Annotated in this window: 16 protein-coding genes; 6 read left to right on the top strand and 10 right to left on the bottom strand. The window is 46.6% G+C overall.

Annotated elements, in window-relative coordinates; translation table 11 throughout:
* Window positions 1-36: 36 nt before the first annotated feature.
* Both dacB and NDI48_18025 read right to left on the bottom strand, forming a co-directional pair.
* Complete coding sequence (gene dacB / locus NDI48_18030; GenBank protein MEP0833074.1) at window positions 37-1,491, bottom strand: D-alanyl-D-alanine carboxypeptidase/D-alanyl-D-alanine-endopeptidase; 1,455 nt, start codon at window positions 1,489-1,491, stop codon at window positions 37-39.
* 205 nt (window positions 1,492-1,696) lie between these two features.
* Window positions 1,697-2,614 (bottom strand): glycosyltransferase family 2 protein, encoded by a 918-nt coding sequence (locus NDI48_18025; protein ID MEP0833073.1) that lies wholly within the window; start codon window positions 2,612-2,614, stop codon window positions 1,697-1,699.
* Window positions 2,615-2,679: 65 nt separating this feature from the next.
* On the opposite strand from NDI48_18025, the gene NDI48_18020 reads away from it, so the two are divergent.
* Both NDI48_18020 and NDI48_18015 read left to right on the top strand, forming a co-directional pair.
* Window positions 2,680-4,527: a hypothetical protein gene (locus tag NDI48_18020; protein ID MEP0833072.1), complete on the top strand. Its 1,848-nt coding sequence runs from the start codon at window positions 2,680-2,682 to the stop codon at window positions 4,525-4,527.
* Between the two features lie 317 nt (window positions 4,528-4,844).
* On the top strand, window positions 4,845-6,335 hold the full coding sequence (locus NDI48_18015) for a tetratricopeptide repeat protein (protein MEP0833071.1): 1,491 nt from the start codon (window positions 4,845-4,847) through the stop codon (window positions 6,333-6,335).
* Window positions 6,336-6,730: 395 nt separating this feature from the next.
* Here NDI48_18015 and NDI48_18010 read toward each other — a convergent pair whose 3' ends face one another.
* Window positions 6,731-7,186: a hypothetical protein gene (locus NDI48_18010; GenBank protein MEP0833070.1), complete on the bottom strand. Its 456-nt coding sequence runs from the start codon at window positions 7,184-7,186 to the stop codon at window positions 6,731-6,733.
* A 316-nt stretch (window positions 7,187-7,502) separates the two neighbouring features.
* Complete coding sequence (locus NDI48_18005) at window positions 7,503-7,679, bottom strand: GNAT family N-acetyltransferase (protein MEP0833069.1); 177 nt, start codon at window positions 7,677-7,679, stop codon at window positions 7,503-7,505.
* A 191-nt stretch (window positions 7,680-7,870) separates the two neighbouring features.
* On the opposite strand from NDI48_18005, the gene NDI48_18000 reads away from it, so the two are divergent.
* The 3 genes from NDI48_18000 to NDI48_17990 all read left to right on the top strand — a co-directional run bounded on the left by NDI48_18000 (window position 7,871) and on the right by NDI48_17990 (window position 11,094).
* Window positions 7,871-8,116, top strand: a complete 246-nt coding sequence (locus NDI48_18000; GenBank protein ID MEP0833068.1) for a hypothetical protein — start codon at window positions 7,871-7,873, stop codon at window positions 8,114-8,116.
* Between the two features lie 25 nt (window positions 8,117-8,141).
* Window positions 8,142-9,317, top strand: a complete 1,176-nt coding sequence (bioF, locus tag NDI48_17995; protein MEP0833067.1) for an 8-amino-7-oxononanoate synthase — start codon at window positions 8,142-8,144, stop codon at window positions 9,315-9,317.
* 94 nt (window positions 9,318-9,411) lie between these two features.
* On the top strand, window positions 9,412-11,094 hold the full coding sequence (locus tag NDI48_17990) for a DUF262 domain-containing HNH endonuclease family protein (protein MEP0833066.1): 1,683 nt from the start codon (window positions 9,412-9,414) through the stop codon (window positions 11,092-11,094).
* A 151-nt stretch (window positions 11,095-11,245) separates the two neighbouring features.
* Here NDI48_17990 and NDI48_17985 read toward each other — a convergent pair whose 3' ends face one another.
* From NDI48_17985 to NDI48_17965, 5 genes are all read right to left on the bottom strand, one after another.
* Window positions 11,246-12,457, bottom strand: a complete 1,212-nt coding sequence (locus NDI48_17985) for an FtsW/RodA/SpoVE family cell cycle protein (protein ID MEP0833065.1) — start codon at window positions 12,455-12,457, stop codon at window positions 11,246-11,248.
* A 198-nt stretch (window positions 12,458-12,655) separates the two neighbouring features.
* On the bottom strand, window positions 12,656-12,859 hold the full coding sequence (locus NDI48_17980; protein MEP0833064.1) for a phycobilisome linker polypeptide: 204 nt from the start codon (window positions 12,857-12,859) through the stop codon (window positions 12,656-12,658).
* Between the two features lie 412 nt (window positions 12,860-13,271).
* A complete protein-coding gene (apcB, locus tag NDI48_17975) occupies window positions 13,272-13,757 on the bottom strand; it encodes an allophycocyanin subunit beta (protein ID MEP0833063.1) in 486 nt (161 codons plus the stop codon).
* Window positions 13,758-13,840: 83 nt separating this feature from the next.
* Window positions 13,841-14,326: an allophycocyanin subunit alpha gene (apcA, locus tag NDI48_17970; protein ID MEP0833062.1), complete on the bottom strand. Its 486-nt coding sequence runs from the start codon at window positions 14,324-14,326 to the stop codon at window positions 13,841-13,843.
* A 585-nt stretch (window positions 14,327-14,911) separates the two neighbouring features.
* On the bottom strand, window positions 14,912-18,265 hold the full coding sequence (locus NDI48_17965) for a phycobilisome rod-core linker polypeptide (protein ID MEP0833061.1): 3,354 nt from the start codon (window positions 18,263-18,265) through the stop codon (window positions 14,912-14,914).
* Window positions 18,266-18,632: 367 nt separating this feature from the next.
* On the opposite strand from NDI48_17965, the gene NDI48_17960 reads away from it, so the two are divergent.
* Window positions 18,633-19,832 (top strand): class I SAM-dependent methyltransferase, encoded by a 1,200-nt coding sequence (locus NDI48_17960; GenBank protein ID MEP0833060.1) that lies wholly within the window; start codon window positions 18,633-18,635, stop codon window positions 19,830-19,832.
* Between the two features lie 120 nt (window positions 19,833-19,952).
* Here the strand turns inward: NDI48_17960 and NDI48_17955 are convergent, their stop codons facing one another.
* Complete coding sequence (locus NDI48_17955) at window positions 19,953-20,717, bottom strand: Uma2 family endonuclease (GenBank protein MEP0833059.1); 765 nt, start codon at window positions 20,715-20,717, stop codon at window positions 19,953-19,955.
* Window positions 20,718-20,821: the final 104 nt, after the last annotated feature.

Raw genomic sequence — 20,821 nt, 5'->3', positions numbered from 1 at the left:
AAGTAGTAGGGTGCGTCGCGAGGCACCTGACAATTCCTAACAAGAACGTAGGCGAGTTAGCAACAAAACAATTTCATCAATCCCTTGGCGTAATGTTGTCAAAGATTGCTCCGATTGATTAACCATGATACTGAAAACTAAGGGTTGATAGCCAGGGACATTCAGATAACCGGATAATGCAGAAACACCGGTCATACTGCCGGTTTTAGCTTGGATATTGCCTTGAGCCATTGTATTGCGAAAACGATTCTTCAGGGTACCACTGACGCCAGCAACAGGTAAGGAATCTTGGTAAACTCTAGCTTGCGGGGTTTTTGCCATAAGCTGGAGGGTTTGTGCGATCGCTTTTGGGCTGACTAAATTGTGACGAGATAGTCCTGAACCATCCACGATAATATAGCTTTCCGGGTCAACTCCTAACGCGGTTAAAGTGGCTTTCAGTTGTTGGAGTCCTATATCCGCTGAGTTGCGGTTAGGACTGGTATCTGGCAATTGCTGAGCCGATACTTGTAAGGTTCGCAACAGCACCTCAGCATAAAGATTATTACTTTCCTGATTCGTCTCGAATACCAAAAGGGATAAGGGGGGAGATTCAATGGCGGCTAATTCTTGTTTCTGATTTGTGCTAATTTTAGAAATTACAGATGCCTGCTGAACGGTAATTCCTTCTAATGCCAGTGCATTCCGGAAGTGCTGTAAGAAATTATTGGCTGGGTCAAGAATTGCCATGCCAAATGTTTCGGGATTCGCATCAATAGGGAGTTGTCCTTTTACCCACAATACGGATTGACCTAAAACAGCCGTAATGGTTACAGAATTGGGCGTTCCGACTTCAGCCGTCATAGATTGATTTGCAATTTTCCGCTGCCTCGATGCAATCGCATCAGACCAACTCACGCGCAACGGTTGACCGAGTTGCTGGGGTGATAAAGTTAGTTCTACCGCATTTTGATTCAATATTAAGCTATTCACGGGTGTCCCGTAATCGAACTGGATATCTTCCCATTCCCAGGTCGGATTGACTACATCCCCTTGCAGGTAGCTATCCTCTAAAATGAGTTTTTTAATGTTACGAATTTCCTGACTCCTTAGCTGTTGTGCCAAGTCTTTCAGTTGAGCATTCGTAATACTGGGGTCACCGCGTCCTATTACTCGCAATACACCCTCATCGGCTTCATAAACAGAGGTACGAATTCGATAGTCTGAACCTAGTGCCAGTAAAGCAGCAGCAGTGGTTAGTAACTTGGTGTTGGAAGCGGGGATAAAATAGCGATCGCCATTGAGATTATAAAGGGCGCGATCACTGATTTCTGGTGATAATGGTTCCACTAAAATACCCCAACGCGCACGGCGGAATTGGGGACGATTCATAACTGCCTCAATCGCTGTTCCTAATTGGGCAGGACAGATTGATTCAGTCGTTGAGTTTTTCTGGGCAACAGGCAGATTTGGAGATTGGGAAGCTAAGGCATGAGCCGATTTGCTGGTCAATAAAGTAGTATCAATCGCGAATCCTGTTAGGCTCAGTGCTACTAGCTTCAGTATCAATCCGGCATTGAAAGTCAGTTGTTGTAATGCTGAATTTATACAAATCTTTGTTGGCAATTGCAAGGTCAATCTAAGTATGAATTATGGATTTTCAATACGGTACTCTGTGTCCTTACGTTAACAGTTTTTACACTTCATTCTTATTTAATCAAGTTCGTTTGTCAATCATGTCCGCTAACAAGGCAAACATGGCGGTTTGAGTGGCAGCGATAAACAGAATAAGTGTTCTTTCTGTTAAATCTTCGCGCACGAAAATATCCTGAATCAGGGTAAACATGCAACCGCAGAAAAACACAGTTGCCCAAGGTAAAAACACTCTCAACGGAGCAAAGTATACGCCAGTCCGTAAAATTAATTGCACAAAACGCAAGGTGTCTCGAATAGGCTTAATCTTACTTTTACCAATTCGATATCGATAATCAATCGGCTCGTAATGAACAATATAATTGTTCGTCAGCATGGCAATCGTGATGGTGGTGGTAAAACTGAAAGTATCGGGCAGAATTTTGAGGAAGGTTTCCACCACACTTTTGCGAAATACGCGCATTCCGCTATTCAAATCAGGGATGGAAGAGAGGGATACCCATTCCGCAAATCTCACGAGAAACCATTTGGGGATTTTGCGGATGGTTGGATATTGAACATTCGCGCCAATTCTGGCACCGACAACCATGTCTGCTTGGGTTGTCAAACTCACTAATTGAGGAATTCGCTCATTCGGATAGGTACCATCGGCGTCGGTAATCACGATTAAAGGATACTTCGCATGTCGAATTCCCGTCTTGAGTGCAGCACCATATCCTCGATTGCGACGATGCTCAATTAGCCGAATATCTTGACGATCGCACAAAATCTCCCCAGTGCGATCGGTGGAACCATCGTTAACGGTTATAATCTCGTATTCGCAACCCGTAGAGCGTAGAATTGTTTGAAGTTCATCGAGGGTTGAGGCGATCGCTTCCTCTTCGTTATACACCGGGAGTACCAGCGAAAAAGCCGGACAAGTCGCCTCTATCAGTTCTCGTTTGGGGGAAAATGCCTCACCCAACCGTGTGCTTTTCTGCATGATGTGCTGTTTTCCAAGCATCAGGACATGAGTTGCATTGTATTGCTCAAAGTACAACTGATGTTATGACTCCCATGATTCCATCTGCTGATTCAGACTGGGTAACGCGCCTGCGTCAATGGCTAACGACTCCGACAGATAAAACGTCCAGCCCTCAGGTAATTTTTGGGTTCAGTTTAAGTCTGTCTTGTGCTGCCATGTTCGGCTTGATGGCACTGCGAAAAGCCTTCAGTAGCCCTTATGTGGTGCAAGATGATGCGAGGCAGCATGTGTTTTGGATGCGGCGGTTTTTAGACTCAGAGTTGTTTCCCCAGGATTTAATTGCCGATTATTTTCAATCGGTGGCACAACCGGGCTATAAGGCAATATATCAGCTAGCGGCTGCAATTGGAATTGACCCGATTATCTTCAGTAAATTGTTGCCCATTGTTCTGGGATTAATTGCCACAGCCTACTGTTTTGGGATATGCCTACAGTTGTTTCCTATCCCGGCGGCAGGATTTGTTTCGACGTTATTGCTGAACCACAGTCTTTGGCTGAAAGATGACTTGGTTTCGGGTACGGCTAGAGCGTTTTTGTATCCGCTATTTCTGGCTTTTGTCTACTATTTACTGCGGCGTTCCCTGTTGCCTTGTTTAGTGGCGCTGGCATTGCAAGGCTTATTTTATCCCTCGGTGATGCTGATTAGTGCTGGCGTTCTGTTTGTACGATTATGGCGCTGGGAACAGGGAAAACTGCGACTTTCTAGGGATCGCCAGGATTATCTTTTCTGTGCGACGGGCTTAGGCGTGACACTGTTTGTCTTATTACCTCTAGCTTTGGAGTCCTCTCCCTTTGGCCCTGCTACCACAGTTGCCCAAGCGAGAACGATGCCAGAGTTTGCGGATGAAGGGCGATCGCGCTTTTTCCTCCATAGTCCCTTCGAGTTTTGGCTTTATGCCGATCGCAGTGGTTTATTTCCTTATGAGTGGGCGCGTTTGCCTTACTTTTATTTACCACTCTTATTCTTGGGCTTGACGCTGTTGTTGCTTTACGAGCTACGCCATCCGTCTCGTTTCCCTTTAGTCAAAGGGGTAACCCAGAATATTCAGATTTTATCAGAAATTGGCGTAGTTTCTTTGGGTTTGTTTCTTGCCGCCCATGCCCTACTGTTTAAACTTTATTTGCCCAGTCGGTACACGCAGTATAGTTTCCGCCTCTTAACGGCTCTAGCGGGTGCGATCGCACTCATTATCCTGTTGGATGCTCTTTTCCGGTGGGCACAAGACGGCACTCCTACCCAACGTTTAAGGCGACAGTTTAGGGCACTGGCTTTAACTGCACTCTTAGGTATTGCACTGGTTTCCTATCCCGTTGTCTTAAATTTGTTGAATTTGAAGGGCGTTCCCTTACCCAGTATTTCGGGTTATCGGGAGGGGAAGATGCCAGAACTGTATAAGTTCTTCTCGCAGCAACCGAAGGATACCCTAATCGCATCTTTGGCACCCGTAACCGATGACTTACCCACCTTTACCAATCGCTCAGTTTTAGTATCCCAGGAGTCTGCTCTGCCTTACCATCAGGGTTACTACACTCAGATTCGTCAGCGCGTGACGGATTTGCTTGCTGCACAATATAGTCCCGATGTCAACCAATTGCAGGGCTTGATTCAGAAGTATGGTGTTGATTTTTGGATTGTAGAGCGATCGTACCTTGCCGCCTATCTCAACCCTAATTCCAGCCAAAAGCAACCACCTCCTGAACTCAATAGTCGGTGGCTGAAACAATTTCCGGCTACAGCCGAGGCTCGCAGCAAGTGGGAGCAAGGGATTATCCCCGCTTTACCCAGGGTTGCACAGCGCTGTGCCGTTTTTCAGAACCCGGATTTAGTGGTTCTACAGGCATCTTGTATCACCGAACAAAAGGGGAGATAAGATAAGCTGTCTTGCCTGGAACTTGCATATCTTCAAGACGGGTAATGGGTAATGGGAACTCTTTGGAGCTGTTGACATTCACGGTATTTAGCGAATCTTTCGCGAGCTGTCCCAAAACGATGAAGATTGGATGAGAGATGGGGTAATTTCAGACTTCATCCTACAACCTTCAGTTGAGTTTTTTCGCTAACAACTACAGTGATGACTGTACGGGAGACTGGACAAAACTGTCTAGGGGAAATGGCGTTTCTACCGGATAAACCGATGGTTCCGATGAAACTTACAGCTAGAGGAGAGGAAAAGTTGGGCTTGCGGATATGAGCAGCGACAATGAGCGACAAAACGACATCATGGTTTTATCAGGGAAGGGGAGAGTGTCCAGGAATTTTTCTAGCCTGACGGAAGAATTGGATTTAGCGAGTCAACAGCAAGCGGTTGCAGGCAACTCTTTAGAGCCTCTAGCGCTGCCAATGAAGCCGGCGATTACAGGAGTGGTAACTCTAGAAGCCTCGGAATCTTTTAAGCAAGGACTCAATAAATTTCATCGCGGGGATTATCGCGGTGCTATTCAAGACTTTAACCAAGCTTTGCGGTTCAATGCTGATTTTGCCGAGGTTTACTATTATCGAGGGATGAGTCGCTATAAGAAGGGCGATTATCTCGGAGCAATCAATGATTATAGCCAAGTGTTGCGGGTTAATCCTCACAATGCAGAGGCTTACAATGAGCGAGGTTTTGTCCGTGCTGTTTTAGGCGATCGCTGGGGAGCCATGCAGGATTATAACCAAGCGTTGCAGATTGATGCTAAGCATATCAAAACTTATTTGAATCGAATTCCACTGCGTGTGGAATTAGCGGATTATCAGGAAGCGATCGCAGATTGCAATGCAGCTCTGAATATTAATCCCAATTTACCTAAAGCCTACCTATACCGAGGTATGGCTCATTTTGAATTAGAAGATTATCCAAAAGCCATGGAAGATTATAACCAAGCTTTAAACATTAATCCCAATCTTGCCGAAGGTTACTTTAACCGAGGGTTAAATCGCATCGGGTTGGGAGAATATCAAGAGGCGATCGCAGATTTTAACGAAGCCCTAAAACTGAATCCTAACTATACACAAGCTTACCTCAACCGGGGTTATACCCGTTTGCAAGTGGGTGATAATTGGGGAAGTCTGGAAGATTTTGACCAAGCGCTGCATCTCGATTCCGTTTCGGCGAAGGCATTTTTTAGTCAAATGGCTCCGGCTTTTAGCCAGGAATTGGGTGCTGTAGAGGATGAAAATCAGCAACTGATCCAAGGTTTGATGCTCCAGGGTAATCTGAGATATGAATCCGGGGATTATCACGCAGCACTCAATGCGTTTAATCAAGTATTAAATCTCGACCCCAATCATCTTGAAGCCTACAACCGACGCAGTACTGTTCGTTCTGCTCTGAGAGACTACGAAGGTGCATTAGAGGATTTAGAAACGGCTAAAAATCTCTCTTTGAATAACCAGTCATCTTTACAATCAACACCAGCGGTTACAGTTGGACAAACGCCGAAAGATTACTATCATCAAGGGGTAGAAAAGCTTCAGATAGGAGACTTTCCGGGAGCCATTGCAGATTTTAATCACGTCTTGCAAATGAATGGGAATGATGCCACGACGCTTACCTGTCGAGGTTTCGCTTACAGCCGTTTTGGGGACAAGCAAAAAGCGATCGAGGATTTACAAGCCGCCGCGAAACTTTTCCAGGAGCAAGGGGATGTTAAATCTTCTCAGGAAATAGTAGAGACAATTAAAAAGCTTCAGCCGTAGTTAGACGCAGTTGCGTTCAAACTTAATAATTCAAGCAGACGCCAAGACGCGGCAAAAATGAATGTGCTACGGATGAATGCAACTTGGTATTCTGTATAAAAGCGATACGGATTAAATAGGGGCGATTACAGAAAGCGATCGCCCCTATTGTTTTACCAATTGTTAATCAGCTATTTTATATTTAACTAGCATGAGCAGGACGGGCAGGATGCCCATCCTAGAAAAGTTTGAACACTAATGATAGTGCTTGCCTAGATGTGGCTCAGCTTAATCAGTAACACTCGCCAAGGAATTAATTCCCTGGTAACAGATTAAAATTAATTAAAACCAAGCACTACACATTAATCTTCATTTCCCTCAAGTTTACTTGTGAGAAAAATCCTGTGACTCCTTTCCTACCGCTGATGGCTAAGGAGATATTCTTCTGCCATTAGCTTTAATCTATCGCCTTCCAAGATAAAATCATCAATCGCTTCTTTTAGCTCAAGATAAGGCTGTTGTGCGGCTTGCTTTTTTCGGGCAATGGCGCGTCGAGTCGCTATCCTCACTTTTCCCGCCCACTTACGCTCTCCGAAAATATCTAAGCCACCAGAGAAAATACTATCAGCCTTAGACTGAGAGGTTTGCTGGTTAATATCGCGTAGCGTTGCATTGAGTTCTTTCTTGATAGATCGAAGTTGCTTTTGAGCGAATGTAATCCGCTTGATTTGAAGCTTTACCGATTGCGGATCTTCAAATCTCAGTGACATGTCCAACGCAATTTCTTGGATTTCTTTGAGGGTCTTCATGATTCCTTTTTTCTCGACTACGGGTTTATCTGAAGAGAGAAAATATTGAGGAGTGTCTGACATTAGTTACTAATATTATAAACGGCAGCTATCGACAAGTGCTAGTACTAATTATTCTCAGGTCGCTACCGCTTCGTTATGACTTGGCTAAGGCATCCCAAGGCTCTCTTATAATTACCACAATTAGAGAATAAATTTTTGGCAATCCTAAATTTCTTAATTGGTAGCTAGGCTTGTATAAAAGCTAATCGAAGGGGAGCTATCGCCCTCTTGAAAGCCACGCCTACACAGCTCATCTTTATGAATTTTGTATCTAATTTTACCAAAGACAAACTATTGGGTAAAATTGGCTGTGTCACTTCGATAAAAGGATTTTTTCCTAAAATTGCTGAGCGTTTTTATAGGCTTCTGTTGTTCCTGGATAAATGATCTGAATGGATTGAGCTTTAGCCCAATTTAAAAGGCTATCGACAAGTCGCTGACCAACTCCAATATTTTTTCGTCTATAATCTTTACGTATAAAGAATTTATGAGGCGCGGCTTGATGATAACCCATGTCTAACAGTTCAATGGTGTTAACCCCTTGATAATTATCTAAAGCAATCCAAAATTCTCCTTGGCATTTATGCTAATAATCATGAATATTAAATAACCCGGATTGCTCCTCAAGACGGATGGGAACCTTGAATTAATGTTGTTGAATATTTAGAATTAAAGAGTATCGAGATTGAGGCACGAGAGGGAATTATGGGACTTGAGCGCAAAATGTTCAGGGGAATGTTTGCCCCTGGTGAAGTTGTTCAACTCCGACAGATGTGTTTTACCCCTGGGGGATTGTTTCAGCCCGGAAAATATATCGTGGGTGAATTGCCAGATGTTGCCTTTGAAATGGGCTTAGTGGAACGATTACCGCCAGTTAAAGGTAACAGTGCTGAAATTGAATATACCGAGATTCCCCCAGAAACAGAGACTTCCCCAGAACCAGAATCCTGATTATGCTCAATGCTGACTGACGCTGATGCTAACCGATTCATACCACTGGATAGAACAATCTCTCATAACCATCCACAAAGCTGATTGGTATCGCTCGGTGCAAACCATCCAAAGTCGCTCCGGTGCCATTGTGCAACTGGAAGGACGCGAAGTGATTAATTTTGCCAGTAACGACTATCTAGGGTTGGCGGGGGATGAGCGTCTGATTCAAGCGGCGATCGCAGCGACTCAAGAATATGGTACAGGTAGCACAGGCTCTCGATTGCTGAGCGGACATCGGAAACTGCATCGAGAATTGGAAAATGCGATCGCATCCCTCAAACAAACCGAAGATGCTCTCGTATTCAGTTCCGGGTATCTGGCGAACTTAGGCACCATCGCCGCTTTAATGGGGAAGCGGGATTTAATTTTAGCCGATCAGTACAATCACTCCAGCCTGAAAAATGGGGCAATTTTGAGCGGTGCAGTTGTTGTGGACTATGCTCACGCGGATATTGAAGATTTAAACAGCCAGCTAACTCAATACCGACAACACTACCGCCGTTGCCTAATTACCACCGACAGCGTTTTCAGCATGGATGGTGACGTTTGTCCATTGCCAGAGATCTTGGAACTCGCTGAAAAATTTAGTTGTATGGTGCTCGTAGATGAGGCTCATGCGACGGGAGTATTGGGAGGCACGGGTGCTGGATGTGTGGAACACTTCGGCTGTACCGGAAAACCCCTGATTCAAGTGGGCACCTTAAGTAAAGCCTTAGGCAGTTTAGGGGGATATGTGGCGGGTTCAGCGACTCTCATTGACTTCCTGCGAAATCGCGCCCCCAGTTGGATTTACACCACGGCTTTATCCCCGGCTGACACGGCTGCCGCCTTAGCCGCCATTCAGATTGTCCAACAAGAAGCGGAACGCCGTACCCAACTCCATCACAATGTGGAAACCCTCAAGCAGTTAATCACTCAGAAACTACCTCATCTCAAACTGTTACCCTCCGAGTCGCCCATCCTTTGCATTCAATTGGCAAGTGCAACCGATGCTCTTAAGGTTGGAAACAAGCTGAAAGATGCTGGAATTTTTGCCCCAGCTATCCGTCCTCCTACGGTTCCCACCAGTCGAATTCGCCTCTCGGTGATGGCAACTCACGAACTCGAGCACTTGCAGAAACTAGTAGATGTTTTGAGTGCGATCGCTTGGACTGAATGACTCAAAGCAAGACGGACAGAGCAACTTTTGCTAGAACAAGGAAGACTAAAGTTAGAGAAACTGTTGCCATCTAAGCCCACAAAAGGAGTTGTGCATGAGTCTCGTCAAAATTCAGGCTACTGAGTATCCCATCCATAAAGTATTTAGCAATGACTTTGTCTTCACCATCCCCCTATATCAGCGTCCCTATGCATGGACTACCGAGCAAGCTGGAGAACTGATTGAAGACTTGCTCACAGCATTGGGAGATGGTAAAGAACCGATTGATCAGGTAAACCCCTACTTTCTGGGAAGCATTGTATTAATAAAGGGAGATAAACCAGATGCGGAAGTTGTGGATGGTCAGCAACGTTTGTCCACTCTCACAATACTGCTTTCAGCTCTGCGGACGTTGGTATTAACTAAATTTGCCAATGCTATAACTAAGTTGCTCTACGAAGAAAGTGACCCGTTCCTTGACATTCCTAACCGTTACCGTTTGACTTTAGCGGAGCGAGATGCAGCCTTTTTCAAGGAATACATTCAGGATGAAGGTGGTATCGCTAACCTCAAAAATTTAAACTCGGCTGCACTTTCGGATAGCCAGAAAAATATTAAAGATAACGCCCTATTGTTCATTAATCGATTACAAGAATTTTCCGATTCTCAGCGAGTTCGTCTGGGGCAGTTCATCATTAACCGATGTTTCTTGGTTATAGTCTCAACGCCAGACTTGGACTCGGCATATCGGATATTTTCTGTAATGAATGAACGGGGCTTAGATCTTTCACTTACGGACATCTTAAAGGCTGAGATTATTGGAAAAATTCCTCAAGAACAAAGGAAAGCCTTCACGTCTAAGTGGGAAGATATTCAGGAAGAGTTGGGTCGCGAAGTGTTCAAAGACCTCTTTACTCACATCCGCATGATTTACCGTAAGGCAAAACTTAGTGGCAGCGTAATCAATGGAATCCGCGAACATGTTAAACCCTCTGATAATCCTCAGCATTTCATTGATAAAGTTTTGCGTCCTTTGGCTGATGCTTTTTACGATATCAAAAATGCAAGCTATCAAAGTGAACAACGTGCCGAAGAAGTCAATAAACTGTTTAAACAGTTAAACCAGATCGATAATTCTGACTGGATACCGCCAGCCATTCTATTCCTATCCCGTAATCAAAATCACCCCGACCAACTGGTGCAATTTTTTACCGATTTAGAACGCCTTGCTGCTGGTTTAATGATTCGACGGGCAAATATTAATGAACGCATTGAACGTTATGGTCGCTTGCTAAATGTCATCGAGAGTGGGGCAGATTTGTACACGCCTGATTCTCCTCTTCAGATTATGTCTGAAGAAAAGAATACTCTTCTCAATATGTTGGATGGTGACCTATACCTGATGAAAAAGATTCGTCTCTATGTCTTGCTGCGTTTAGACGCGGCTCTTTCAGAAGGTGAAGCTGCGTATAACTTCTCTAACATTACTGTCGAGCATGTGTTACCGAAAAATCCAGCTCCTGACAGTGTGTGGGTGAAATGCTTCCCCAGCCTGGAAGAACGGGAAAGATATGTACACCGTCTAGGAAATTTAGTTTTGCTCTCCTGTTGGAAAAACACTCAGGCACAAAACTATGACTTTGAGATCAAAAAGCAGAAGTATTTCACCACTAAAACAGGCATTTCACCCTTTGCGCTAACAACCCAAGTTCTGAATGAACAGGAATGGAATCCAGAAGTAATCGAGCGGCGACAGAAAGAGCTGATTGGTATCCTCAAGAAAGTTTGGCGCTTGTAGAGTAACGGTGGATTTGTATGGATGCGATCGCATTTCCTTTGCTTCACCCATATTGCTCGATAAGAGAGCGCAGGGTACGCGATCGCCCATCATTCCTATCATCAGTAACGATCGCTCGCTGGTCTAGCGTCTCTAGCCTATTTGCAGTTAGTTACCGTTGTACCTGTGGTTTCTGCCGCCTTTGCCGTCGCCGTTCTGCTGCCGACGGGGGATTCGGTTGTATAGGCACAACCTCCGCCTCACTACTTTCTCGTGCCACCCGAATCAGCAGTCCTGCTGCCACCAAACTGGCAATCATGGAATTGCCGCCATAACTAAAGAAGGGAAACGGTAAACCCGTTGTTGGTAGAACGCCAGTAGCGACACCAATATTTAACAACGACTGCCCCACAATCAAAATCATGGCTCCGATCGCAATGAGCTGATGAACCGTATTTCGCGCCTTTAACGCCACCCTAACCGCCACCGTCGCGTAAGTCATGATCAGCCCCAGCATCAACACACTACCCGCGAAGCCAAATTCTTCAGCAAATACGGCAAAGATAAAATCGGTGTACTGAATCGGTAAATAAAACAGCTTTTGTTGCGATAGCCCAAACCCAGAACCCCAAGTGCCACCCGAACCAACCGCCAGCAGGCTTTGAACCAGTTGGTAGCCATCGTTCATCGGGTCAGACCAAGGATTGAGGAACGACATCACCCGACGCCGTTGGTATTCTTTGAGGCTAAGACTGATAAAACCGAGCATTAAACCGCCTAATGCTGTTCCTCCCAGATAGGAATAAGGCAATCCTGCCGCCAAGGCGATGAGCCACAATGTCATACCGCACAAGGCTGTAGTACTGAGATTCGGCTGTAGCAGAATTCCCAGAAGCACGAGAACAAAAATTCCCAGCCAGAACAAGCGTACTCGACCGTGAATTCGCTTCCACTGCCCAAAAATTCGGGCACTCTGTAGTACCAAAAAGGGTTTAATTAACTCTGAAGGTTGTAGGGGCACAGGGCCAATGGCTATCCATCGAGTTGCACCATTAACGGTAGTGCCGACACCCGGAAGCAGGGTGATGAACAGAAACACCAACAGCGTGATCACAAACCAGTGAGCTATGTTCAGGGTATAACGCAGGGGCGATCGCACCACCAAGTTAAACCCGATCAATCCTAACGCCACCCAAATTAGCTGCCGCTTGAAGTAATACAGCCCATCGCCAAACTCAGCATCTGCACTCGGAAAAGACGCCGAAAACAGCACGGCTAAGCCGATAAACATCCACACAAACGTTAGCCACTTCAACAACCGGGCATTCAGCGCCCATTCTTGTGCGGAGGGATTAACAAAGAAAATCAGATCGCGTAGAGTCACGAATATTTAATCCCTAACAACAACGCAGAGCTTTTGAACAGCGGTTTGACTGTAAACAACACTAACGTCACTGAATCAAGAATAGCTAATTCCTGCTCAAAAGATTCGCCTATCCTTGGCTTTGATCCGGCATTTTAATAAAAAAGGGGGGCTTGGCAACCCCCTACTCTTCCCTGAGCGAAATCCGTTTTTCCCGAATTAGAGCAGACCCGTATTGGTACCGGGTTTACCTGTGGCGAGTTCCACCTTAACGATTTTGCCGCCCATTTTCATAATCCGTTGCTGCTCACGAAACCAGCTATCGTAGGGAACCAGTTTCGTGAAATAGGTATTTTGTAATTCCCGCTGCGTTCTGATTCGGGTTTGGCTAGGAACGCACGCCGTCACTTTAAACATTCGCATGGGTTTGTTTCTCCTGTGGATGGGTTAAGAAATTTTAAATTTCAATTCAGTTTTTGAAGCGATTGCGCGTAGCACACCGCCTAAGGCGTTCGCTATTGCAATTTGCAAAATTCTTGGGTTCGTGGTGATGAAAACTCAGCCTCAGCGTTAGTCATCTTGCACGCCACTTGAAACGCTTTCCTCAAGCTTTGGCTACATCACATTAGGCTGCACCACAACGGTGAAACTTGAAGCCGTTATTCTTTAACACAACAAAGGTTGGGAGTCAATCGTCAATACTAGACCGTCAAAACTCATCTGCTTTACAAAGATCTCAGCAAGACTCGCCTCTAACAAGCTAGCACTCACAAGTGACTTCCCAAACCTTAAGTAGACAACCAATTACAAGCTCAGAAATTAACTAAGAGAATACTTAGCTTAAACCAGAGCTGATGTAATCAAAATAGACGCCCATTTCCTTACCAGCATCAGCACCAACCAAGCTGGCGGTGACTTCTTTCATAGCTTGGATAGCTTGAACGGTTGCGCCAACAGGAACGCCCAAAGAGTTGTAGGTTTCCTTCAAACCGTTGAGTACGCGCTCATCGAGGATGGAGGGGTCACCGGCCAACATCGCATAGGTAGCGTAACGCAGATAGTAGTCCAAGTCACGGATACAAGCGGCATAGCGGCGGGTGGTGTACATGTTGCCGCCTGGACGGGTGATATCCGAGTACAGCAAGGACTTGGCAACGGCTTCCTTAACAATCGTGGAAGCGTTAGCGCTGATGGTGGTAGCCGCACGAACCCGCAGTTCGCCTGTGCTGAAATAGCCCTTAAGCTTATCCAGGGCGGAACTATCCAAGTATTTACCTTGAACGTCAGAAGAGTTAATAACAGAGGTAATTGCGTCTTGCATTATCCGATTTCCTATTTCACCTAGTCTCTTGAATCCTTTGCACAGATGCGCGGTTTCGCGTCTGGAACAGTAGGGATCTTACCCTACTGCAAGCCTCCAATCACATAGTCGAAGTAAGAGCCAGCTTCGGAGGCATCGTCACCAGACATCATGGAAGTAGCGGCATTCTTCATCGCCCGAACGCCTTCTGCAACTGCATCGATGGGGGTACCCAAAGACTTGTACATTTCACGGACGCCAACCAAACCAATTTCTTCAATGGGGGTGACATCACCAGAGACGATTCCGTAGGTGACTAGGCGTAGGTAGTAGTCCATATCACGTAAGCAAGTAGCGGTCATTTCCTCACCGTAGGCGTTGCCACCCGGGGAAACAATATCAGGACGCTTCTGGAACAGCGCGTCACCCGCTTGCTTAACAAGGCGTTCGCGAGAGTCAGTCAGAGCTTGAGCGATGCGGAGGCGACGCTCACCAGAGGTAACAAACGCTTTGATCCGCTCTAGTTCGCCAGGGCTCAGATAACGTGCCTCAGCGTCTGCATTCACGATAGATTTCGTGACGATACTCATCGATAGGATTCCTCCAGAAAAATTTAACCAGGTGTGTTTAAACTGGCATTCGCCTTCTCGATCGCTAGTTCACTTGAGCGAATGTGCTGCACTTAATCCGTTTTCAGGGTGGCTTAAACCACAACTCCTAAAATTTCTTAAGTATTCTTACGCTTCGTTGAAGCTATCAGCGATACATTAGTCAGTGATACAGCGACCTACCGCAAATATTCTGCGACAGATTGTTCACATTCTTCTCGGTATCTTAATATTTTGTAATATTCTTCCTCAGATTTCGGGAAGTCCGACAGACACCAAGATGGGGAGGAACGGTAACGATTCCTCTGACTTGGAGACATACAGAGCGGGATTGTTAGGGAGAACAGACGTGGAAAGCTGAGCTGAGCAATTCCCTTGTCTGCCCTTCCCTGGCTCCCTATCCTCCTGCCTTCTTCCTTGCTGGTCTCGTGTCCTTTGCCCTGAGAAAAGCTCCTCTGAACGGCTTTACACCGCTTCAGAGGAGAAGATAGTCAGCGGATTCATGCAAACGGAGCGCTGAACCCATTAGGTTTGGCTCACGTAGGAAGGCGAGACTTTAGAGCGAGGCTACTTCACCCAATCCGAGACAGCTTTCACACTACCGAGGTAGTTGCCAGCCGGTAGCGTTGGGCAGCGATTGTAAGGCACGACATCCTCACCGAAGAAGCGAACATATTCTTCGCCATCAACCAGCGATTCAACAGCCGCACTCAGACCTTGCTCGGTCAAGAGTTGGTTATACTGCTGAATTTCTGCTTGGGTGGCTGGAGTCCGTCCCAACAGATGGCGGAACAGGAACTCGATCACCTTGGTATTCGGATAAGGTGTGTAGAAGCGACGCTGGTAGATATCAGAACTCGCCAAGACCTTGACAAACTCACGCACGGAAATTTCACCATTGCTGAGCTTGCTTTCCAATTCAGGGCGACGGAACTCCCCAGGCACCTGAGAGTTGAAGACATCCATCACCTGAGAGTAAATAGCCTGAATCACCTGAGCGGTTTCAGTCTGATTGGCTCCAGGAGTCATGCGGAAAATCCGTGCAGGCTTACGGCGCGTTGAGCTAGCACTCACCTCAACCGCTTGACCCTCACTCGTTTGGAAAGAACGACCGAGTTCGACAAACTGCGGCTTGCTCGTTTCCTGCTGCCACTCTTGACGCTTCATATCCGCTATAGCATTACCCGTCAGGGGCATCTGGGCTACATCCATGCGGGACGACACCGGCTCGAAGCTAGGGACTACCAAGTCCTTATTCTGCTTCGTGAGCTGGTTATACAGCCTTTGGGTGTTGGGGAAGTTGGCGGCGGGTAAGGTGGGGAAGCGGCGATAAGGCACTGTATCTTCACCAAATACCTGGACATACTCCATGCTGTTCACCATCGCGCCGATAAAGCCACGAATACCCTCAGCAGCGAGAATCCGGTTGTACTTTTGGATTTCCTTCTGGTTTTCTGGCGCACGACCGAGGAAGTGCTTCGTGCCCAGCTCAATCACCTTGGTGTTGGGGAAGGGAGTATAGAACTCTTTAATGTAGAGGCTTGAGGTACCTAGACCTTCAATGAACTCTTTAACATTAATTTCGTTGTTACTCAGCTTGCTTTCCAGAGCCGAGAATTCATTCTTCAGGATATACGGCTCGATATCGCGCTCAAAGACTTGCCGATAAGCGGCTCGAATCAGAGTTTTAACCGCTGGCTTATCAACGTTATTGGTCAGTTTGAAGACCTTGGTTTGCTCGCGCTGAGCACTCACGCCCTGATTAATCCGGAATTGAACATCGGGTTGAGTCCGCGACTCAGTGACTTGACCCAGTTGCACGAAGCGTGGGGTTTCAGCTCTGGTCACTGACGTACCGCTTACTCCTTCCGCCATCGTGCCGCCTCTCAAGCGTCGCAATGCCAAACCACCGGGAGTCACATAGCGCTCGTAGGGAACTGTATCTTCCCCAAATGCCTCAGAGTACTCTGGGCTGTCGATAAGGGCGTCAACTAGGGCATAGAAGCCTGACTTGGCGCAAATATCGAAGTACTTGTTGATTTCTTGACGCCCATAAGTCGGACGACCCAACAGACGGCGGTGGATATACTCAACGGCTTTACAAACATACAGGGATGTCCAGTAAAGATTGCGGAATATCTCCGACTTAGCCAGGGTTCGCACGAACTCCCGCACGGAGATTTCGCCGTTTTCCAGCTTAATTTCCCCCACCTTCTGGCGCTGACCGTCGTAGACATCACGCCCAAACACTTGCAAGTAGCAAGCCCGAATCACGGCTTGGGTAGAGCTTTCCGAGAATTTGACACTGGCAGCGCTGCTCTTCTGGCGACTCATGCCAGAGGCGGGGAGTTGATCCAATCGGAACACCTTGGGTCCCAAAGAACCGGGAAACTCGCCTCGTGCCTTGGGATTGCTGTTTTGGTTATTGATGCCAGGGCCTTGGTGAATCAGCAGGCGCTTCGTATCTTTGCCAAAGGGAGCCGGTCGAGTATTGGGATTCCGGGTTTCTTTGGGGAAGATAGCTCCAAACTGAATTTCCAAGGGGTCGTTGCCAGAACCATAGGGATGTTGGTCAGGCAGTGGGCGATCATATTGGGCAAAGGTTGTGATGAACTGAGGGACTTTGCGGAATGGCGCACTGTACTTCAGTAAATCTTGCTGCATTCCCCAGTTGCGGCATTCCTGGGCTTCTTGACCCAATCCCCGCAGGTAGGGCACGGTTTCTTCGCCAAAGTAGTCGGAGTATTCTTGGGAATTGATCAAAGCATCCACGAGAGCGGCTAGACCGCCGTTGGAGACAATGGCAAAGTACTGTTGGACTTCTTCACGCGAACTCGGACCACGACCCAGGAAATGGCGGAAAGCCAGTTCTAGGGCACGACTGTTGATGAAGGGTTGGTAAAACTGTTTTTGATATAGAGGAGATTTACCCAGGCGACGAATAAACTCTTTCATCGAGATGTCGCCGTTCCTAACCTGAGATTCCAGGTTAGAGATGGACTGGCTGTAAGCGCGGGTAATATCACGCTCGAAAACCTGCCGATAGGCGGCTTTCACAACCTCTATCTTTTCTGAGGCTGATAGTCCCGGCTTCATCACGAACTTAGGACGCCGTTCTGCTGCATTAAAGTAACTTTGGGGCAGTTGCAAGCCTTGTTGGTCACTCTTAGGACGCTGCCGCACTTTATCGGATGGATTAGCGGCTTTAAATTCGCCAATCAAAATCTCAAAGTACTGATTCACGATATCCCTGGCTTGGGCATCACGCTTGAAGTACCCTAGCGAGGCAGCACGCATTTCCTGTAGTGCCACGATTGTGGCCTCTCCAGAGCAGGCATTTTCGATGATTTCCCGCAGACCCCGGACGTTGACGACGATAATGTTAGGGTCGCCAGCCACGATCGCGTAGGTTACATAGCGCAACATCCACGACAAGTCACGCAGAGATTTCTGCATGTTTTTCGGGCCATAACGGGCGACGTTAATGGGTCGGAAACCCGCCGGCGTCGGTCCTCCAGTCGAGGCACTGAAGAGTCCTCGCAGACCCTCGAAGAAGCCACCACTGCTTTCCACATAGGTGGCAGTCCCTAATTTCATGGAATCTCTGACATCCATGTTGCCACCCGCCAGGACTAGCTCCTGACCGACTTCTTCCCTGGGTTTTTCCAGGAATGCCATCGGGGAACCCCCGACGAAAATTCGGTTAGCAGCGCGGGAAACAATTAGGTCTGCGTTTTTGCTCAGAATATCTGAAATTTCTAAACGCTGTATCCCAGAGCGGAAGTAACTGGCAAGCTCACCTAGCTCACCAGCGCCTAAGAACCGGTCTTGCTGTTCGGCTTGAATAATTGTTGAAACCGGTACTGTTTGATATAGTTGCGGGCGCGCAACTGAGCTTCCACCACTTGCCTTAACACTCATTGGTTCTCAAAAGCTCCCATCGACAATTGCTAATGTGTTAAGTCTGACCAGGGTGCCAATGCAGGTCATTTTCGCTTACCTTAGGCTTTTGTACATCGGTATTGACTCCCATCCCCAGGGGAGACAGGATGTTCCCGTGAAGCCTTCAATAAACTCTCTTCCTGGGCTTTACCAGATCAGTCTTTAGATTAAAACGTTTCTGTTGTTGTGAACTTATTTGTTAAGAAGTGTAAATAACACGTTCCAGTGTTTCACAGAGTCATCATAGTTGATAAGCGTCAATCGCTGAGAGTCCCCATAAGTTTTGTTACAATTTTCGAGGTCTGGGGAGTGGGTCAATCCCTAATACCGAATGAGATTTTGAGTTATGCATACCGAGCAAGACACTAGCACTGCCGTTCAGCGGCTTTACGATACTTACCCTTTTCCACCAGAACCTTTACTCGATGAACCACCTCCTGGGTACAACTGGCGCTGGAATTGGTTAGCGGCTTACAGCTTTTGCACAGGTCAAAAACCGCCAAGGCAGGACGTGCGGATTCTCGATGCCGGGTGTGGTACGGGTGTCGGGACAGAGTATTTGGTTCACCTCAATCCTCAGGCGTCTGTGGTGGGAATTGATTTGAGTGGAGGGGCTTTGGAGGTCGCACGGGAACGCTGCCGTCGCTCAGGTGCTGATCGCGTTGAATTTCATCACTTGAGTTTATATGACGCCGACAAGCTCGAAGGCGAGTTCGATCTGATTAACTGCGTTGGAGTCTTGCATCATTTGCCTGACCCGATTCGAGGGATTCAGTCTTTGGCGGCAAAGCTAGCTCCCGGCGGCTTGATGCATATTTTTGTCTATGCGGAGTTGGGACGGTGGGAAATCCAACTGATGCAAAAAGCGATCGCACTTGTTCAGGGTAACCAGCGAGGCGACTACCAAGACGGTGTGAAGGTTGGTCGTCAATTGTTTGAATCTTTACCGGAAAATAATCGTTTAGTCAAACGAGAAAAAGAACGTTGGTCGTTGGAAAATCAGCGGGATGCCAACTTTGCGGATATGTACGTTCATCCCCAAGAGATTGACTACAACATTGAAACACTGTTTGAATTAATTGATGCTTCTGGTTTAGAGTTTATCGGCTTTTCTAATCCCCAATACTGGCAGTTGGAGCGGCTCGTCGGCAAGAACCCGGAATTAATGGAACGGGCGAAAGGGTTAGGGACTCGTGAACGTTATCGCTTCATTGAACTGTTAGATCCAGACATCAGCCATTACGAATTTTTCCTGGGACGCTCTCCCTTAGTTAAGAGCGATTGGTCATCAGATGAGGCTCTTTTAGCGGCAATCCCTGAGCGAAATTCTTGCATGGACGGATGGCCGAGTCAGTGTGTTTTTAATTACGATTATCAGATTATTAATTTATCAGAAAATGAATTTCAATTTCTGCAAGCTTGTGATGCGAATACTGTTGAATCTCGAAGCGTGAGACAAATTTTACCAGAGGTAAATTTAGGGTTGGAAGGAGTGCGATCGCTCCTTAATCAACAGTTAATTATGTTGACACCCCATGACGGTTGAATAATTTACATTATTTTTTGTAGGGGCGGGATTTGTCAAAAAGTTATTGATAGAATCAACATTAAACTACTAAAACCGCCCCTACACCCCTATCTAAAATCTGTATTTCCAAATTAGACCTTACTCAGGTAATTCTCCAAAACGTTCTCGGTAGCGATCGAGGATTGCTTCCATTTCAGCAAGCTGTTGTTGAGCTAATTCCCGTTGTTGACGTTCTTGTTCAGCTCGTTGACGTTCTTGTTCGGCTCGTTGACGTTCTTGTTCAGCTTGTGACTCTGCTAACAATCGTGCTTGGGTTTCCTGCTTGAGTGTTGCCACTAGTTCATCAGGAATTAGTAATTTTTCTCCAGTATCCTCTCGGTAAAAGCCAATCACTTTTTCTTCAACGGCTAACCGAAGTTGTAAGGGTTCGCTGCGACTATCTGTTATAGGTGTGTAGGTATCTCCCCGCAGGCGATATCCTTGCAATTTTTCGGGTATCCATTCTCCTTTAGGGTCAAATAGCCAATATTCTTGAACACCTAGCTGCTCGTACAAGGTTTTTTTAAATGTCTTATCTTGGTCTTTTGTGCCTGGAGAAGTCATTTCAAAAATTACCACTGGCACTTGTCCTTCTTCCCAGGTTTTGTAGTTGTCCCTGCCACCTGGAGCAACATCGAAAATCACCATGACATCAGGGGCAGTTCGTACTTTTGGAAATCCCTGAGCATAATAAAGGAATTGGTTGGCTAGAACAGTTGCTTGACGACCTGCTAAGTATTGTTTGAGAACTTCTAGAGTGGTCAGAATGGCATAAAGATGATCGTAGGTTTCTGCCACAGGTTCACCATCGGCACTAGGGTAAATGATTGGGGTAGTTTGGGCTGTGGGAGAAGTGGCTGTCATGGTAACACAAAGTCGGCATCACGCTTTTATTCTAGGGTTGAATTCAGGTTGACTGCATAACTGGAAGCGGGTGAGAGGTATATTACCAATGAATGACTTGCTGC

The organism is Microcoleus sp. AS-A8, from assembly GCA_039962225.1.
Lineage (GTDB): Bacteria > Cyanobacteriota > Cyanobacteriia > Cyanobacteriales > Coleofasciculaceae > Allocoleopsis.
This window is presented reverse-complemented; position numbering and strand designations above follow the sequence as displayed.

Coding starts and splice junctions, on each gene's coding strand:
- NDI48_18025 (MEP0833073.1), bottom strand. CDS start 2,614: ATGCAGAAAAGCACACGGTTGGGTGAGGCATTTTCCCCCAAACGAGAA.
- NDI48_18020 (MEP0833072.1), top strand. CDS start 2,680: ATGACTCCCATGATTCCATCTGCTGATTCAGACTGGGTAACGCGCCTG.
- NDI48_18015 (MEP0833071.1), top strand. CDS start 4,845: ATGAGCAGCGACAATGAGCGACAAAACGACATCATGGTTTTATCAGGG.
- NDI48_18010 (MEP0833070.1), bottom strand. CDS start 7,186: ATGTCAGACACTCCTCAATATTTTCTCTCTTCAGATAAACCCGTAGTC.
- NDI48_18005 (MEP0833069.1), bottom strand. CDS start 7,679: ATGGGTTATCATCAAGCCGCGCCTCATAAATTCTTTATACGTAAAGAT.
- NDI48_18000 (MEP0833068.1), top strand. CDS start 7,871: ATGGGACTTGAGCGCAAAATGTTCAGGGGAATGTTTGCCCCTGGTGAA.
- bioF (MEP0833067.1), top strand. CDS start 8,142: ATGCTAACCGATTCATACCACTGGATAGAACAATCTCTCATAACCATC.
- NDI48_17990 (MEP0833066.1), top strand. CDS start 9,412: ATGAGTCTCGTCAAAATTCAGGCTACTGAGTATCCCATCCATAAAGTA.
- NDI48_17980 (MEP0833064.1), bottom strand. CDS start 12,859: ATGCGAATGTTTAAAGTGACGGCGTGCGTTCCTAGCCAAACCCGAATC.
- apcB (MEP0833063.1), bottom strand. CDS start 13,757: ATGCAAGACGCAATTACCTCTGTTATTAACTCTTCTGACGTTCAAGGT.
- apcA (MEP0833062.1), bottom strand. CDS start 14,326: ATGAGTATCGTCACGAAATCTATCGTGAATGCAGACGCTGAGGCACGT.
- NDI48_17965 (MEP0833061.1), bottom strand. CDS start 18,265: ATGAGTGTTAAGGCAAGTGGTGGAAGCTCAGTTGCGCGCCCGCAACTA.
- NDI48_17960 (MEP0833060.1), top strand. CDS start 18,633: ATGCATACCGAGCAAGACACTAGCACTGCCGTTCAGCGGCTTTACGAT.
- NDI48_17955 (MEP0833059.1), bottom strand. CDS start 20,717: ATGACAGCCACTTCTCCCACAGCCCAAACTACCCCAATCATTTACCCT.